Annotated in this window: 15 protein-coding genes; 6 read left to right on the top strand and 9 right to left on the bottom strand. The window is 65.0% G+C overall.

The genetic code is table 11. The features are described from left to right. The first annotated feature begins 113 nt into the window (after nucleotides 1–113). Nucleotides 114–311 (top strand): hypothetical protein, encoded by a 198-nt coding sequence (locus BHE01S_RS37650; protein WP_157025180.1) that lies wholly within the window; start codon nucleotides 114–116, stop codon nucleotides 309–311. Here BHE01S_RS37650 and BHE01S_RS37645 read toward each other — a convergent pair. Further along, nucleotides 283–603, bottom strand: a complete 321-nt coding sequence (locus BHE01S_RS37645; RefSeq protein WP_157025177.1) for a hypothetical protein — start codon at nucleotides 601–603, stop codon at nucleotides 283–285. The genes BHE01S_RS37650 and BHE01S_RS37645 overlap by 29 nt on opposite strands. 125 nt (nucleotides 604–728) lie before the next feature. Between BHE01S_RS37645 and BHE01S_RS07250 the strand changes: the two genes are divergently transcribed. Continuing rightward, nucleotides 729–953 carry a hypothetical protein gene (locus tag BHE01S_RS07250; RefSeq protein ID WP_042262038.1) on the top strand — a complete coding sequence of 75 codons (225 nt, stop codon included), beginning with the start codon at nucleotides 729–731 and terminating at the stop codon, nucleotides 951–953. A gap of 86 nt (nucleotides 954–1,039) precedes the next feature. Here the strand turns inward: BHE01S_RS07250 and BHE01S_RS07245 are convergent, their stop codons facing one another. The 6 genes from BHE01S_RS07245 to BHE01S_RS07220 form a co-directional block, all read right to left on the bottom strand. Next, nucleotides 1,040–1,402 (bottom strand): copper resistance protein CopC, encoded by a 363-nt coding sequence (locus BHE01S_RS07245; RefSeq protein WP_042262036.1) that lies wholly within the window; start codon nucleotides 1,400–1,402, stop codon nucleotides 1,040–1,042. 28 nt (nucleotides 1,403–1,430) lie between these two features. Further along, nucleotides 1,431–2,312 carry a hypothetical protein gene (locus tag BHE01S_RS07240; protein WP_042262034.1) on the bottom strand — a complete coding sequence of 294 codons (882 nt, stop codon included), beginning with the start codon at nucleotides 2,310–2,312 and terminating at the stop codon, nucleotides 1,431–1,433. 133 nt (nucleotides 2,313–2,445) lie between these two features. Next, entirely contained in the window at nucleotides 2,446–2,805 is a 360-nt protein-coding gene (locus BHE01S_RS07235; RefSeq protein ID WP_042262031.1) for a DUF2946 domain-containing protein, read from the bottom strand. A 170-nt stretch (nucleotides 2,806–2,975) separates the two neighbouring features. Further along, the gene (locus tag BHE01S_RS07230) at nucleotides 2,976–4,460 is read right to left on the bottom strand and encodes an aldehyde dehydrogenase family protein (RefSeq protein ID WP_042262030.1); all 1,485 of its coding nucleotides are present in this window, start codon (nucleotides 4,458–4,460) and stop codon (nucleotides 2,976–2,978) included. A gap of 18 nt (nucleotides 4,461–4,478) precedes the next feature. Then, nucleotides 4,479–5,429, bottom strand: a complete 951-nt coding sequence (speB, locus tag BHE01S_RS07225; RefSeq protein WP_042262027.1) for an agmatinase — start codon at nucleotides 5,427–5,429, stop codon at nucleotides 4,479–4,481. 151 nt (nucleotides 5,430–5,580) lie between these two features. Then, nucleotides 5,581–6,411 (bottom strand): helix-turn-helix transcriptional regulator, encoded by an 831-nt coding sequence (locus BHE01S_RS07220; protein WP_042262026.1) that lies wholly within the window; start codon nucleotides 6,409–6,411, stop codon nucleotides 5,581–5,583. Nucleotides 6,412–6,577: 166 nt separating this feature from the next. On the opposite strand from BHE01S_RS07220, the gene BHE01S_RS07215 reads away from it, so the two are divergent. The 4 genes from BHE01S_RS07215 to BHE01S_RS07200 all read left to right on the top strand — a co-directional run bounded on the left by BHE01S_RS07215 (nucleotide 6,578) and on the right by BHE01S_RS07200 (nucleotide 11,097). Next, entirely contained in the window at nucleotides 6,578–6,922 is a 345-nt protein-coding gene (locus tag BHE01S_RS07215; RefSeq protein WP_042262024.1) for a cupin domain-containing protein, read from the top strand. Nucleotides 6,923–6,991: 69 nt separating this feature from the next. Then, entirely contained in the window at nucleotides 6,992–8,425 is a 1,434-nt protein-coding gene (locus BHE01S_RS07210; protein WP_042262177.1) for an NAD(P)/FAD-dependent oxidoreductase, read from the top strand. A gap of 12 nt (nucleotides 8,426–8,437) precedes the next feature. Beyond that, nucleotides 8,438–9,367 (top strand): LysR family transcriptional regulator, encoded by a 930-nt coding sequence (locus BHE01S_RS07205; RefSeq protein ID WP_042262175.1) that lies wholly within the window; start codon nucleotides 8,438–8,440, stop codon nucleotides 9,365–9,367. A gap of 161 nt (nucleotides 9,368–9,528) precedes the next feature. After that, the gene (locus BHE01S_RS07200) at nucleotides 9,529–11,097 is read left to right on the top strand and encodes a purine-cytosine permease family protein (RefSeq protein WP_042262023.1); all 1,569 of its coding nucleotides are present in this window, start codon (nucleotides 9,529–9,531) and stop codon (nucleotides 11,095–11,097) included. Nucleotides 11,098–11,172: 75 nt separating this feature from the next. Here the strand turns inward: BHE01S_RS07200 and BHE01S_RS07195 are convergent, their stop codons facing one another. Next, entirely contained in the window at nucleotides 11,173–12,594 is a 1,422-nt protein-coding gene (locus BHE01S_RS07195; protein ID WP_063769077.1) for an ATP-binding protein, read from the bottom strand. Continuing rightward, complete coding sequence (locus BHE01S_RS07190; RefSeq protein WP_042262021.1) at nucleotides 12,591–13,253, bottom strand: response regulator; 663 nt, start codon at nucleotides 13,251–13,253, stop codon at nucleotides 12,591–12,593. The genes BHE01S_RS07195 and BHE01S_RS07190 overlap by 4 nt, the downstream gene beginning before the upstream one ends. Nucleotides 13,254–13,293: the final 40 nt, after the last annotated feature.

The following is a 13,293-nucleotide window of genomic DNA, read 5'->3' as shown; positions in this document are numbered from 1 at the left end:
GAAGACATTCCTCCCAGCCCTTGCGAAGTCTTTCGAAGTTTTTCGATCGTAAGGAGCATACGTTCCGTCTATTCTGACGATAGTTTGAGAGTCAATAGCCAAGGAGAAGCGAAATGAGTCCCTATTCGCTCGTTGATGTTTCATCTCTTCACGACGGATCGTATGCACACACGCATGCTCGACGAAACGATGAAAGACAAGCTACGCGTATCGAGCGTCATGCCGGCATGTTGTTGCTGATTGGCACGACGTTCGGGTTCGCGCTATTCGCGATCGTGATGATTAGCGCGCTGCGCATGCTGTTCGATTGACCCACAACGTGTATTGAGCATGGGTGAGCTGGCCGGACGCCTTGAACACATGATGAGAAATGAAGCCCCAATCGCCATCACGCGTCTTGAAGGCTGCGATGTCCGTTTGCCCGTCAAACTGGCGCATCGCGCCCGGCCGGCGAGCTGTCCGCTGGAGAGCGTTCCGATCGTGCGCGGCTGGTGTCTGCAACGGCAGTGCGGTGAATGCCCCGCCAAGCCCTCGGCAGTAGTTGCGGACTGATTTTTTCCGAATGAGCATTACACGATGCAGCTTGAGCTGGCCGTTGCTCATGGCTTCGCGGATCTGCTCGCCGCTGACCCAGGCGCCGGCGCGCGGGGGCGGGTACTTCGGATCGTTGGCGAATTCGAGCTGTTCCCCTTAAAATTGCATGGTACCTGCTGTACCGGAGCACTACCATGGAACGCAAGAAAGCTGAACACATCCTGCTCGAAGCCGACGAAATCGCCGGCCTGGTTCTCAACGGCTTCGAGATGACGATGGAAACCGTTGCCGGGCGCGCGCTCTACGAGCGTACGTTTAATGCCTATATCCACAACGAAATCGGCGACGTGCCCGTTTGGGAGCTGTACGACGCCTTGAACGGCTCGCCCGAAGCCTTTACCGTTACCTCGCCGCAGTAAGCCGGCGCCCCGCCGGAGAGTCACGAACGGGCCACACTGCGATCCCTCAGGAAGTCGCAGCATGGCCTCATCTCATCGTTACACGTTCACTTCACGTTGAACGAGTAATGTCCGGTCGTGCGATGCCCGTCGGCGGCAACCGCGACCCACGCCACCGAATACTTTCCGGGCGCCAGCGGATTCAGCGCAACCGACATGCGCTTGTTGTTGCCCGCATCGACTCTGGCCTTCTCGCGAATGACGGATTTGCCCTGCGCGTCGGTCACGTCGATGGAACTGAAGGCAGGCTCGAGCCCGTCGTCGAAGTCGATCACGACCGCGCTGAGCGTGGCCGGCGCGGTCGAGCCAGCGGGCGGTTCCTGATGCTTCGGATAAGCGTGCGCCCACGCGAGGTGGGCGGCGAGCAGCGCGATTGAGGCGACGGCCGTGCGCAATGTAGCGAGTTTCATGTCGATATTCCTGTGTGAATGTGCGGGCTTACTGGAAAAGCGGCTTGCCGAGCGTGCGCGGCGCGATATCGTCGAAGAAGATGTGCACCTGCGCGAGGATGCCGACGTGAGAGCCGCTTGCCCGGTTGATCGGGATCTGCGCTTCGATGCCGAGCTGGCCGTAACGGTTCATCCAGATGAAGCCGGGGTTGACCGTCCCGGTCGTTTGTCCCTGGCTGCGCGAGAGGGGCACTTCGACGAGCGGGATGAGGCTGGAAAACGGCTGCGGCAAGCCGAGGTCGTGTACGTGCTGCTGCAGGTAGGGCAGGCTGTACTGGAACGTGAAGCCGTAGTCGAACGCGTTCGGCTGGCCGCCGCCGGTCGTGAACGACGGCCCCGCTTCGCCCGTGATGGCGATGGGCCGCAGCCAGGCGAGCGAGTCGGGCAGATCGCCCATGCCCTTGCCGGCGAAGACCGTGGGCGAGATCGTCGAGAAGTTGTCGGCGATCGCGCGGCTGCCCGTGCCGCCGAGTTCGGCGTCCACGCCCACCGAGGTCATGAATTCATGCGCGTCGTTCACGTAGAGCAGGTACTTGAGCCCCACGCCGAAATTGTCGAAGCCGCGCGCGCCCGGATTGTTCTGCATGACGTAGCCGCCGTCCACCGAGAACGCGAGCCGTGGCGTGATGAGCTTGTCGTACTCGAAGCTGAAGGTGTTGACGCTTTGGTCGCCTGCGTCGCCCGGCACGCGCTGGTGCCCGAATTCGAGGTTGGCTTCGTCGCCTACGCCGGGGTCGTCGACGGAGAGCGTGGAGGGGAAAACGCGGTCGCCTGCGATGGCGTGAGCATGGGCCGCACATGGTCCGAGCAGCAGCGCGCAGCCGAAGAGCCGCGTCAACGCGCGAACGGGTGCAAGCACGTCCGTAGCCATGCGGCCGGACGGCGATTGGTCAGACATGAGTTGTCCTGTCGAGAAACGAGGCACGCGCGCGAGCCTCGGCGGCGCGCGTGCAGGCCCGGCGACACGCTGGGCGCATCGTCCGGGATTGGCGTGGTCGATCCGGTCAGGACAGGGGCGGGGCGCGTGCGTGGATGTGGGCCGCGGGCGCGACGAGGTGAACGCTCTCGAATCGCGCCGCGATGCGCGCCTGCACAAGCGCGCCGACGACAAACAGCGGCACGGGCACGCCGGACACGACGGGCAGGTGCGCGAAGAAGCTGCAATAGCCGCAGTCCTGCATGTCGCCGGACGTTGTGTTCGCTGCATGCGCGCCCGCTGTGCCGTGCGTGCCGCGAACGTGGTGCTCCATCGAAGGCATGCCGCAGGGCGCGCGTTCCACCGTGCCGGGCGCCATCTGCATGGCCTTGGCGGCTAGCAGGTGCGAAACCACGGGCGCGAGCGTCGCCATGAGGAGCGCAAGCATCCCCAGTAGACTGCCCAGCCTGAGTTGGAATTGGCGCACGGCGTGAAGCGGTGGAAATATTGCGGCGATTATGCCATGCGAGCCGCAACCCCCACCGCGCCGCTTACAGCAGCGCCGCCCGTCAAAGCGTCGCGGCCGCTTCAAGCCGGCATGAAGCCGGCATGAAGCGATCAGCCACGCAGGCCGACCGTGTGGCGCAATTCCTGGTAGCTGCGTAGGCCCGCGACGCCCAGTTCGCGGCCAATGCCGCTCAGGCCGAAGCCGCCCCAGCACACTTGCGGAAAGATCAGTTGCGGGGTGTTGACCCAGACGAGCCCGGCGCGCAACTGTGCCTTGTAGCGTCGCGCGGCTTTTTCGTCGCCGGTCACGACTGTGGCGACTAGTCCGTAACGCGTATCGTTGGCGATGGCGATTGCTTCGTCATCCGAACGGAAGGATTTCACGCACGCGACCGGTCCGAAGATTTCGTCGGTCCACAGCACGTTGTCCGCCGCGGGTTCCGCAATGACGACTGGCGCCATGAAGAAGCCTTCGGCGCATGCGGGATCGAGCTGGCCCGCGAACGCGATCTGTGCGCCCGCTTCGACGCCTTGCGCCACGAGCGCCGCCACGCGTGCGTGTTGCGCGGCGCTGATGAGCGGTCCCATCGCGGCGTCCGCACCCTGGGGCGGCGCGACCACGACGGCTCGCACGGCTGTCTCGAATGCGGCCATGAACTTGCGATACACGTTGTCGTGCACGAGGATGCGCGCGGTGGCCGAGCACATCTGCCCGGCGTTGGTGAACGCGCCGCCCACCGCGAGCGAGACGGCCTGTGCCACGTCGGCGTCTTCGCGTACGATCAGTGCGGACTTGCCGCCCAGTTCGAGCGTGAGGCGCTTCATGTCCTGCGCGGCGGCCTGCATGACCTTGCGGCCCGACGCCGTACTGCCGGTGAACGAAATCTTGTCGACTAGCGGATGCGTCGTCAGCCGGGCGCCGACGTCGCCGCCGCCGTTGACCACGTTCACGACGCCATCGGGCACGCCCGCTTCGCTCACGATTGCGGCGAGCATGTGCTCGGTGGGCGAGGTGAGTTCCGAAGGCTTGATGACGACCGTGCAGCCCGCGGCCAGTGCGGGTGCGAGTTTCCAGGCCGTCGTGACCATCGGGAAATTCCACGGCACGATCAGCGCCGCGACGCCAACCGGTTCATGCACGCGCTCGGCCAGCAGCGCCTCGTCCGGCACCGCGACCGCTTCGGCGGCGAACGCCGAGGCGTCTTCGCACAGGCTGGCATAGTAGTTGAACGTCGCGATGGTGTCGCTCACGTCGAGGTCCGCTTCGAACGGCGGCTTGCCGCTCACCTGCATCTGCATGGCAGCGAGGCGTGCGCGGTCGGCTGCCACCAGTTCGGCGATCTTGCGCAGCAGCTTGCCGCGCGCGGCGGGCGTCGTGTGCCGCCACGCGATGAGCGCATCGTGCGCGGCATGCACGGCGCGATCGACCATCGCGGGCGTGGCGTGCTCCTGCCAGCCGATCGTTTCGCCCGTGGCCGCATTGCAGATGGGCGAGCACACTTCGCTGTCCTCGGCGCACAAGCTTTCACCCGCAATCGTTGCGGCGGGCAGCACAAAAGCCTCGCCGTCGATCCGACGTTCGGTATTCGTAGTCATGACGTGTCTCCTCGCGCCCTAGCGGTAAGCCACGCCGGGCATGATGCAAAGCATTTCGAAGGCGAGATTCGCGCCCACGAGCGCGGTCGTGCCGGCCTGGTCGTACGGCGGCGAGACTTCGACGAGATCGGCGCCCACCACGTTGAGCCCCTTCATGCCGCGCACGATCTCGAGGCCCTGGTGCACGGTCAGCCCGCCCACCTCGGGCGTGCCGGTGCCGGGCGCGAAGGCGGGGTCGAGCCCGTCGATGTCGAAGCTCAGGTACACGGGCGTGTCGCCCACGCGTGCACGCACTTCTTCCATCAGCGGCGCGAGCGAGCGGTTCCAGCAGGACTCGGCTTGCACGACGGTGAAGCCCTGTTTGCGGCACCAGTCGAAATCTTCCGCGTGATAGCCGGTGCCGCGCAGGCCGATTTGCGTGACCTTGTCGCATTGCAGGAGACCATCTTCGACGGCGCGGCGAAATGGCGTGCCGTGCGCGATCTTTTCGCCGAACATGGTGTCGTTCACGTCGGCGTGGGCGTCGATGTGGACGACGGCGAGCTTGCCGTATTTCTTGTGCAGCGCGCGCAGGATCGGCCATGCGATCGTGTGGTCGCCGCCGAGCGTGATGGGGCGGCAGCCCGTCTCGACGATGCGGTCGTAGGCCGCTTCGATCAAACGAATCGAATCCTTCAAATCATAGGGGTTTGTTGCGACGTCACCGATATCGGCCACCTGCAGCGAATCGAACGGCGCCGCGCGCGTGGCCATGTTGTACGGTCGCAGCAGCACCGATTCAGAGCGGATCTGGCGCGGCCCGAAACGCGTGCCGGAGCGGTTCGAGGTGCCGATATCGAGTGGCACGCCCACGAAGCAGACGTCGAGGCCCTCCGTGGTCTCGGCCTGCGGCAGGCGCATCATCGTGGCGATGCCGCCGAACCGCGGCATCTCGTTGCCGCCCTGCGGCTGGTTGAACTGGCGCTCCATCTGGTGTGTCTCCGAACGTTAGAGGCAAATCGATCGGACGATGGTAGGGGAGATCCCGCGCGGCCAAATAGTGAAGTTGAGATGTTTACATCGATGGAATTCGATGTATGCAAGTCTTTAATCGGTTAAACGCCGTGATCAAGCGGCCTGCTTAAACCGCGGCGTGGCCCCAGGCGATCAGTTCGCGCTTGGTGCGCACGCCCAGCTTCGCGAAGGCGCGCTTCACGTACGACTCGGCGGTGGCCACCTGCACGCCCAGGATCTGCGCGGCTTCGGGCACGGTCTTTCCGGTGATGAGGTGCGCGCAGGTTTCGTATTCGCGTTTGGACAGGCGCACATTGTCTGACGCAATGCGCGCGTCGAACTGCGCGAGCGGATGCATGAACGGAGCCGCGTGGGCGATGCGCCGGGCCGCGCTCGTGGAGGCATGCAGTTCGAGCAGCGGAAACAAAAACTCGCTCACGCTGCGAAAACGGTTCATTTCCATGAGCGTAAACGGCGGTTCGCGCAATCCGCGTTCGAGCGCGATGGAGTCCTGCGCGTGGCGCGTGCCGCGTGCGAGCACGCATTCGTGGGCGATGCGCGCCTCGTCGAAGAGCCGCTGGCGGAATTCGCCCGGCGGTATTGCGCCGATGTCGCGCACCACCAGCATTGTGCCGAGCTTGCCGCGAATGCCCGCGAACAGCGGATCGCTTTCGTAGAAGCGGTCGTAATAGAGGGTCATCACGTCCGAGATCGCGCCCGAATCCATTCCGACCCCGCCACTGCCGATCCATTCGCAACGAAAGCCCGTGGGCATCGTGCTGTCCGTGCGCGAACGCTCGATATGCACGACATTGACGGGCACGACCTCGTTCACCAGCAGCGTGAGGCGCGGCACGAAATCGGGCGTGCCGACGGCCTCGATCACATTGCCGAGGGTCTTGAACGAGAGCGGAAAGTTCGGTTGATCGCGGTTGAGCGGGGGGACGTTGAGCAGCATGGCACGCCCATTCGTGATGGCCGGTTCATTATAGCCGAAGGCTATTGCCGCCAAAAAAGCCCAAAACCGGGCAGCAAAACACCGCTTGTCCCCCCTGAGGGGGGGCATACTGCGGCCGCGCCAGTCGGTAACTTTGGCGTTACTCAATCAACTGGAAGCGACGCAAATGAGCAAACTGATTCAGGACATCGTGCCGCTGGGCGCCGGCATCGGCGAATTCACCAGGCTGGAGTACGGTATGGACGAAAGTGACTGGCGTGCCACGTCCGGCAAGAACAATCACTACGTGATCGGCTGGTGGGAAGGCAAGGTCGGCGCGGTGGATTTCCCGGCCACGACCGCCGACGAAGCGGTATGGCTCGTGCAGGGCAAGATCGCCCTGACCGACGCGAACGGTGCCCGCAAGGAATTCACGGCGGGCCAGGGCTACCTCCTGCCCGCCGGATTTGCAGGCCGCTGGGAAACCCTCGAAGACGCGAAGAAGTTCTACGTCGTGCTCGAACAGGCCTAAGGACCATGGCGAGCTGCCTCCCGTGGGAGGCGGCTTTTGTTTCTCCCGTTCTGTGCAGTGAAGTCCATGATGAGTATCTCTGCAGAAGTTGAAGTCGAATCGCGCCCGGGCGTCGCGCTCAGCGTGCAAGAGGCGCTTTCGCGCACGCGGTTCTTTCCGTACTGGCTCGACAACCCCGCCGAGCCGCCGACCGAACCCAGGCTCACTGCCGACGTGGAGGCCGACCTGCTGATCGTCGGCGGCGGCTTCACGGGGCTTTGGGCCGCCGTGCAGGCCAGGGAGCAGATGCCGCATCTGAACGTCGTGCTGATCGAGGCGGGCAAGGTCGCGCACGGCGCGTCGGGCCGCGCGGGCGGCATCATCTCGACTTCGGTGATGCATGGATTGCCCAATGCCGTGCGGGTATTCCCTAACGATATTGCGCAGCTCGAAGCGTTCGGCCATCACAACCTCGACGGCTTCGAGGAAACGCTCAAGCGTTACAACATCGACGCCGATATCGAATGGAACGGCGAAATGACCGTGGCGGTCGATCCCGGGCATATCGAGTCTTTGCGCGGCGACTATGAACTGCACCAGCGCTATGGGCACGACGTTGTCCTGCTCGATGGCGAGGCGACGCGCGAGCAACTCGATTCGCCCTTGTTCGCCGGCGCGCTGTGGTCGCGCAATCGCAGCGGCATCGTGCATCCGGCCAAGCTTGCATGGGGTCTCAAGCGCGCGGCGCTTTCGCTTGGCGTGAAGCTCTACGAGCACACGCCGCTCATCGACGTCGTCGACGAAGGCCGGACTGTGTACGTGAAGACGCCCGAAGGCAGCGTGCGCGCCCCGCGCGTGGTGTTCGGCAGCGGTACGGCAAAGGTCGGCATTCCGGATATCAACCGGCGCGTGCTGCAGGTGCGCGACCACGTGCTCGCCACCGAACCGCTCACCGAAGAACAGCTCGCGCGTATTGGCTGGAAAAATCGCCAGGGCATTTACGACACGCGCACGCAGCTCAATTACTTCCGCCTCACGAAGAACAACAACATCATCTTCGGCGGACTCGTGAGCTATCACTTCGACGGCGATCCGAATCCCCCGCAGGACCAGAAGGCCGAGACCTACTATCGGCTCGCGCAGGCGTTTTACCGCACCTTTCCGCAGCTTGCCGATGTGCGCTTCTCGCATGCGTGGGGCGGGCCGATAGACTACTGCTCGCGCGGCTCCGTGTTCGCGAAGCGCTATCTGAACGGCAAGGCCGTTTTCGTGGCGGGTTACACGGGTTTTGGCGTGGCGGCGAGCCGCTTCGGCGCGTTCATGGGCCTGAATATCCTGTTCGACCGTGCGAGCCCCGAGCGCGCGCTCGATATTGCCAACCAGAGTCCGACTTATATTCCGCCGGAGCCGGTGCGCTGGCTGGCCGCCAAGGTCACGTTCCATGCGTTCGACGGCGCCGACGCCGAAGGCGGCTGGAAGCGCGCGTGGATCAAGGGTATCAAGGCGATGGGCTTTCCAATGTGAGGGATGAGCGGCATGTTCTCCAATACGTCCGATCTCGACCTGCGGCTCATCCGCGTGTTTCTCGCCGTGGTGGACGCGCGCGGCATCACCGCGGCCGAAGCGACGCTAGGCGTGCGGCAGTCCACCATCAGCACGCAACTCTCGGCGCTCGAGGCGCGCGTGGGCTTCAAGCTCTGCGAGCGCGGGCGCGGTGGCTTTCGTCTCACGTCGAAGGGCGAGCGTTTCGTGCCTTCTGCGCGCGCGCTCGTTGCAGCCACCACCGAGTTCGTCGCGCGCGTGCGCGATATCGACCGCAAACTCGTCGGCACGCTCGGCATCGGCCTGATCGGCCAGGCTTCGCACGTCGAGAACGCGCGGCTCGCGGAGGCGATAGGCGCATTCCGCAAACGCGACCAGGCTGTGCGTTTCACGATGAAGGTCGCGGCGCCTCGGGAACTCGAGGAAAGCCTCGTCAACAACCACCTCGACATTGCGATCGGCTACTTCTGGCATCGCGTGGCGGGCCTCGACTATACCGAGCTGTTCAGCGAGCGACAGGTGCTGTGCTGCGGACGCGGGCATGCGCTTTTCCATGGTGCGCCGAACGTCAACGTGGACGACCTGCGCGAGCACGACTGGGTCTGGCGCAGCTATCCGATACCTGAGGAGCTTGCCGGTATCGGCGATCGGCAGGTGACGGCGATTGCCGACAGCATCGACGCCGCCACGGTCCTGATCCTCTCGGGCAGCCATATCGGCTATCTGCCCGCGCATCACGCCGAGCCGTTCGAGCAGCGGGGCCTCATCCGGGCGCTCGGACGCACCACCTTCGGCTTCGACGTGCCGATGCATCTGGCCGTCAAGCGCAGCGCCGCGGAAAAGCCCATCGTGCGCGCGTTTTGCGACGATCTGCTTAACGTGTATGGGCAGCATGCCGCCGTGCCCGACTCGCTGGCCGAATGAAAGAAGCGGTGTGGGTCATACATAGGCTGCGCATGATGTGAACGTATGGAATGCAGAATAAATAGCCCGCTGTGATCGATTAAAGTGGGCGCGAGACATGGATAGTGCGTTGACGGGTTGTTTGCATGAGCAACCCGATCAGCGCTGCAAGGAGTGAGACAATGAGCGACAACAGCATTACCCAGATCGAAACATTCGGTTTCGAACGCATTCCCGATGCGTCGCGCTACGCGCGGCCCATCGATCTGTTCCGGCTGCTGTTCGGCGGCTGCAATACCTTCTCCACCTCGGTGCTGGGCAGCTTTCCGGTGCTGGTCGGCCTCTCGTTCAAGGCCGGCGTGTGGTCCGTCGTGCTCGGCGTGCTCGCCGGCACCTGCATTCTCGCGCCCATGAGCCTGTTCGGTCCGCGCAACGGCACGAGCGATCCGGTTTCGTCGGGTGCGCACTTCGGCATCCACGGGCGGATCGTGGGCTCGTTTCTTGCGCTGCTCACGTCGATCGCGTTCTTTGCACTCGCCGTCTGGAGTTCGGGCGATGCGCTCGTGGGCGGCGCGCACGACATGGTCGGCGTGCCGGTCAACACGTGGACGCTGGGCTCGGCCTATATGGTGTTCGCCTTGCTCGTGGTGGTGGTGTGCATCTACGGCTTTCGCTTCATGCTGTGGGTGAACAGGATCGCCGTGTGGGCAGCGAGCCTCATGTTCGTGGTGGGCGCCTTTGCGTTCGCGGGCACGTTCGATCCCGGCTACGCCGGCACGCTGCATGAGGGTGGCGCGGGATTCTGGGTGGCCTTCGTGAGCGCCGTGCTCGTCGCGTTGAGCAACCCGGTGTCGTTCGCCTCCACGCTCGGCGACTGGGCGCGCTACATTCCGCAGCACACGCCGCGCCACCGCGTGATGGGCGCTGTGTTCGCCGCGCAGATCGCCACCTTCGTGCCATTCTTCTTCGGCCTCGTCACGGCCACGCTCATCGCAACGAAGGCGCCGGGCTACATTGCCTCGAACGATTATGTGGGCGGACTGCTGGCCGTATCGCCGCGCTGGTTCCTGCTGCCTACCTGCCTCATTGCGATCATCGGCGGCATGTCCACAGGCACGACCGCGCTCTACGGCACCGGCCTCGACATGTCGAGCATGTTCCCGAAGCTCCTGAACCGCGTGCGCGCGACCATGCTGATCGGCACGCTGGCCATCGGCTTCATCTTCGTCGGCCGCTTCGCGTTCAATCTCGTGGAAAGCGTCTCGACGTTCTCCACGCTGATCTGCACGTTCAGCTGCCCGTGGATGGCGATCATGGTGATCGGCTTCATGACGCGCCGCGGCCACTATCTCGCCGACGACCTCCAGGTCTTCAATCGCGGCGGCCGTGGCGGGCACTACTGGTTCACGCACGGCTGGAATCTGCGCGCGATGGGCGCGTGGCTGCCGGCGGCGTTGCTCGGTCTTTCGTTCGTGAACCTGCCGGGGCAGTTCGTCGGTCCGCTTGGGTCGCTGGCGGGTGGCCTCGATCTGAGCGTACCGGTCTCGCTGGCGGTGGGCGGCATGATCTACGTCGTACTGCTGACGATCTTCCCCGAGCCGGATGCCGTGTATGGCCGGGAAGGGCGCCGCTTCGTGCGCGGCGGTGCGCGCGGGCAAGCCGCGACGCCCGTTTATGCGCCGCGCATGCGCGAAGGGTACGCTGCCGGCAGCGTGAATGAGCTTCAGCGCAGCCCGGAGTACGCCGAGTAAGGGGGAGCGCGGGTCGTCTCGCTGGAGGCCATCGCGCGGAATCAGCAGGCTCTCGCTGGACGCGCCGGTGAGCCGCTACCTGCCCGAGACTGCGCCTTGAGCCGAATCGCTCGTTGCCCGCGCGGGTCGGGCGGCGGACGCATTCGTGTTGGCCGCCGGGCTGTCGTGCGCCGGCAGCCCGCTTACCGCAGCCGTGAGCCCGCGTCCGCCCGGGTTGTTGCGCAGCGTGAACGTCAGGCCATGACGCTGCGCGATGCGCGCCACGATCGAAAGACCGAGCCCGCTGCCCGTGCCCTGGGCATGATCGCCGCGAAAGAAGCGGTCGAGCACGCGCTCGAGATCGCCTTCGGGAATCCCGGGCCCGTTATCGATGACTTCGAAGCCGAGCGTGTTCTGCGAACGGGTGAGCACGAGATCGATCTTGCCGCCTGTCGGCGTGTAGCGAATCGCGTTGTCCAGCAGGTTGTTCAGCATCGTGTTCAGGCCGTGTGCATCGGCGTTCACGTTGCAGATGCACTCAGGCGTCACGGGCGGCCGCGACTCCAGGCCGAGGTCGATGCCTTTTTCCTCCGCGAGCAGCGAGAAGTCGCCGATGGCCTGCTCACCCAGCCGCCGCAGGCTCACGACCGTGGCGGGTGTGCTCGCCTGCGCGTCTTCGCGCGCGAGCGTGAGCAATTGCTGTACGAGGCGGATCGTGCGGTTCAGCCGCGTTTGCATGCGCTCGAGCGTGCGCGGCTCGCCGCTGAGCGTGCCGTCGTGCAGCGCCGCCTGCCATTGCAGCTTGAGCGCGGCGAGCGGCGAGCGCAGCTCGTGCGCCGCGTCGGCGATGAAGGTGCGCTGCGCCTGCGAAGCCGCGTTCAGGCGGTCCAGCAGATCGTTTAGCGCGACGACTAGCGGGCGCAGTTCGACCGGCACCGAGCCATCGAGGCGCAACGGTTCCAGCTCGTGCGCCGAGCGCGAGGCGAGCAGCGCCGACAGGGCGCCCACGGGCGCGAGCCCGCGCGTCACCGCGAACAGCAGGAGCACGATGGCCACCGGCACGAGCAGTGCGAGCGGCCACAGGGTATGCAGCGCGAGGTGCAGCGCCAGCCCGTCGCGCACGGAAATGGGCTGGGCGACCTGAACGAAGCGCTCCGGTTGCGCGATACCGTACACGCGCCAATGCACCTCGTCGTGCTCGATCGTGCGAAAGCCCGTGGCCTGGCGCGGCAGCACCGGCGTTTCCTGCGAGCGATAAACCAGCTTGCCGTCGCGGTCCCAGATCTGGATGAGAATGCGGTCGTCGGCGATCTCGTCGAAGCCGGGGCCGGACTGCTTGACCTCGCTCGCCATCGTGGCGTTCGTGGGCATGGAAAGCGCTACGGCATGCAGCTCGTAATCGAACAGCTCGCCCGCTTCCTCGCGCGCGCTGTGAAAAATTCCGAAGCCGGCCACGACGGAAGCCGCCGCGAAACCGCAGATGAGCCAGCCCAGCAGACGGCGGCGGATGGAATTCATTCCGCTCTCTTGAGCCGGTAACCCACGCCGCGCACGGTCACGATCTGGTCGGTGCCGATCTTGCGGCGCAAGCTGTGCACATGCACCTCGATCGCGTTGCTGCCGACTTCCTCGCCCCAGCCGTACATGCGCTCTTCGAGTTCGGCCTTCGTGAACACGCGGGCGGGCTGCTCGATGAGCACGCGCAGCAGCGCGAATTCGCGCGGCACGAGCGCGATGCTTTCGCCGTCCTTCGTTACTTCGTGCGCGGCGGGGTCGAGTGCGAGGCAGCCATGCGTGTAGACGGGCTGTTTCTGGCCCGTGCGGCGGCGGAGCATGGCGCGCGTACGGGCGGCCAGTTCGTCGAGATCGAAGGGCTTGATCAGGTAGTCGTCGGCGCCGGCGTCGAGCCCGGCGATGCGGTCCGTCACCGAGTCGCGCGCGGTCAGGATCAGCACGGCTGCCTCGCCGCCCTTGCGGCGGTAGCCGTTCAGCACCTCGATCCCATCCTTTTTCGGCAGCCCGAGATCGAGCAGCACGAGATCGTATACGTCGTTGCCGAGCGAAAGCTCCGCTTCCCGCCCGTCGCGCGCCCAGTCGACGGCATGACCCTCGCGGCGCATCGAGTCGAGCACCGTTTCGGCAATCATTTCGTCGTCTTCCACCAGCAACAGGCGCATCGTTCGCTCCCCCAATTTCTATCGTTACATTGTCGCTCAT

The organism is Paraburkholderia heleia NBRC 101817, from assembly GCF_000739775.1.
GTDB classification, from domain to species: domain Bacteria; phylum Pseudomonadota; class Gammaproteobacteria; order Burkholderiales; family Burkholderiaceae; genus Paraburkholderia; species Paraburkholderia heleia.
The sequence above is the reverse complement of the archived record's forward strand: the minus strand, read 5'-3'. Positions and strand labels throughout refer to the sequence as shown.

Bases quoted from the DNA above. Each gene is read 5' to 3' on its own strand.
- BHE01S_RS37645 (WP_157025177.1), bottom strand. From the start codon at position 603: ATGAGCAACGGCCAGCTCAAGCTGCATCGTGTAATGCTCATTCGGAAA.
- BHE01S_RS07200 (WP_042262023.1), top strand. From the start codon at position 9,529: ATGAGCGACAACAGCATTACCCAGATCGAAACATTCGGTTTCGAACGC.
- BHE01S_RS07190 (WP_042262021.1), bottom strand. From the start codon at position 13,253: ATGCGCCTGTTGCTGGTGGAAGACGACGAAATGATTGCCGAAACGGTG.
- BHE01S_RS07230 (WP_042262030.1), bottom strand. From the start codon at position 4,460: ATGACTACGAATACCGAACGTCGGATCGACGGCGAGGCTTTTGTGCTG.
- BHE01S_RS07240 (WP_042262034.1), bottom strand. From the start codon at position 2,312: ATGGCTACGGACGTGCTTGCACCCGTTCGCGCGTTGACGCGGCTCTTC.
- BHE01S_RS07245 (WP_042262036.1), bottom strand. From the start codon at position 1,402: ATGAAACTCGCTACATTGCGCACGGCCGTCGCCTCAATCGCGCTGCTC.
- BHE01S_RS07250 (WP_042262038.1), top strand. From the start codon at position 729: ATGGAACGCAAGAAAGCTGAACACATCCTGCTCGAAGCCGACGAAATC.
- BHE01S_RS07205 (WP_042262175.1), top strand. From the start codon at position 8,438: ATGTTCTCCAATACGTCCGATCTCGACCTGCGGCTCATCCGCGTGTTT.
- speB (WP_042262027.1), bottom strand. From the start codon at position 5,429: ATGGAGCGCCAGTTCAACCAGCCGCAGGGCGGCAACGAGATGCCGCGG.
- BHE01S_RS07215 (WP_042262024.1), top strand. From the start codon at position 6,578: ATGAGCAAACTGATTCAGGACATCGTGCCGCTGGGCGCCGGCATCGGC.
- BHE01S_RS07195 (WP_063769077.1), bottom strand. From the start codon at position 12,594: ATGAATTCCATCCGCCGCCGTCTGCTGGGCTGGCTCATCTGCGGTTTC.
- BHE01S_RS07210 (WP_042262177.1), top strand. From the start codon at position 6,992: ATGAGTATCTCTGCAGAAGTTGAAGTCGAATCGCGCCCGGGCGTCGCG.
- BHE01S_RS07235 (WP_042262031.1), bottom strand. From the start codon at position 2,805: ATGCTTGCGCTCCTCATGGCGACGCTCGCGCCCGTGGTTTCGCACCTG.
- BHE01S_RS37650 (WP_157025180.1), top strand. From the start codon at position 114: ATGAGTCCCTATTCGCTCGTTGATGTTTCATCTCTTCACGACGGATCG.
- BHE01S_RS07220 (WP_042262026.1), bottom strand. From the start codon at position 6,411: ATGCTGCTCAACGTCCCCCCGCTCAACCGCGATCAACCGAACTTTCCG.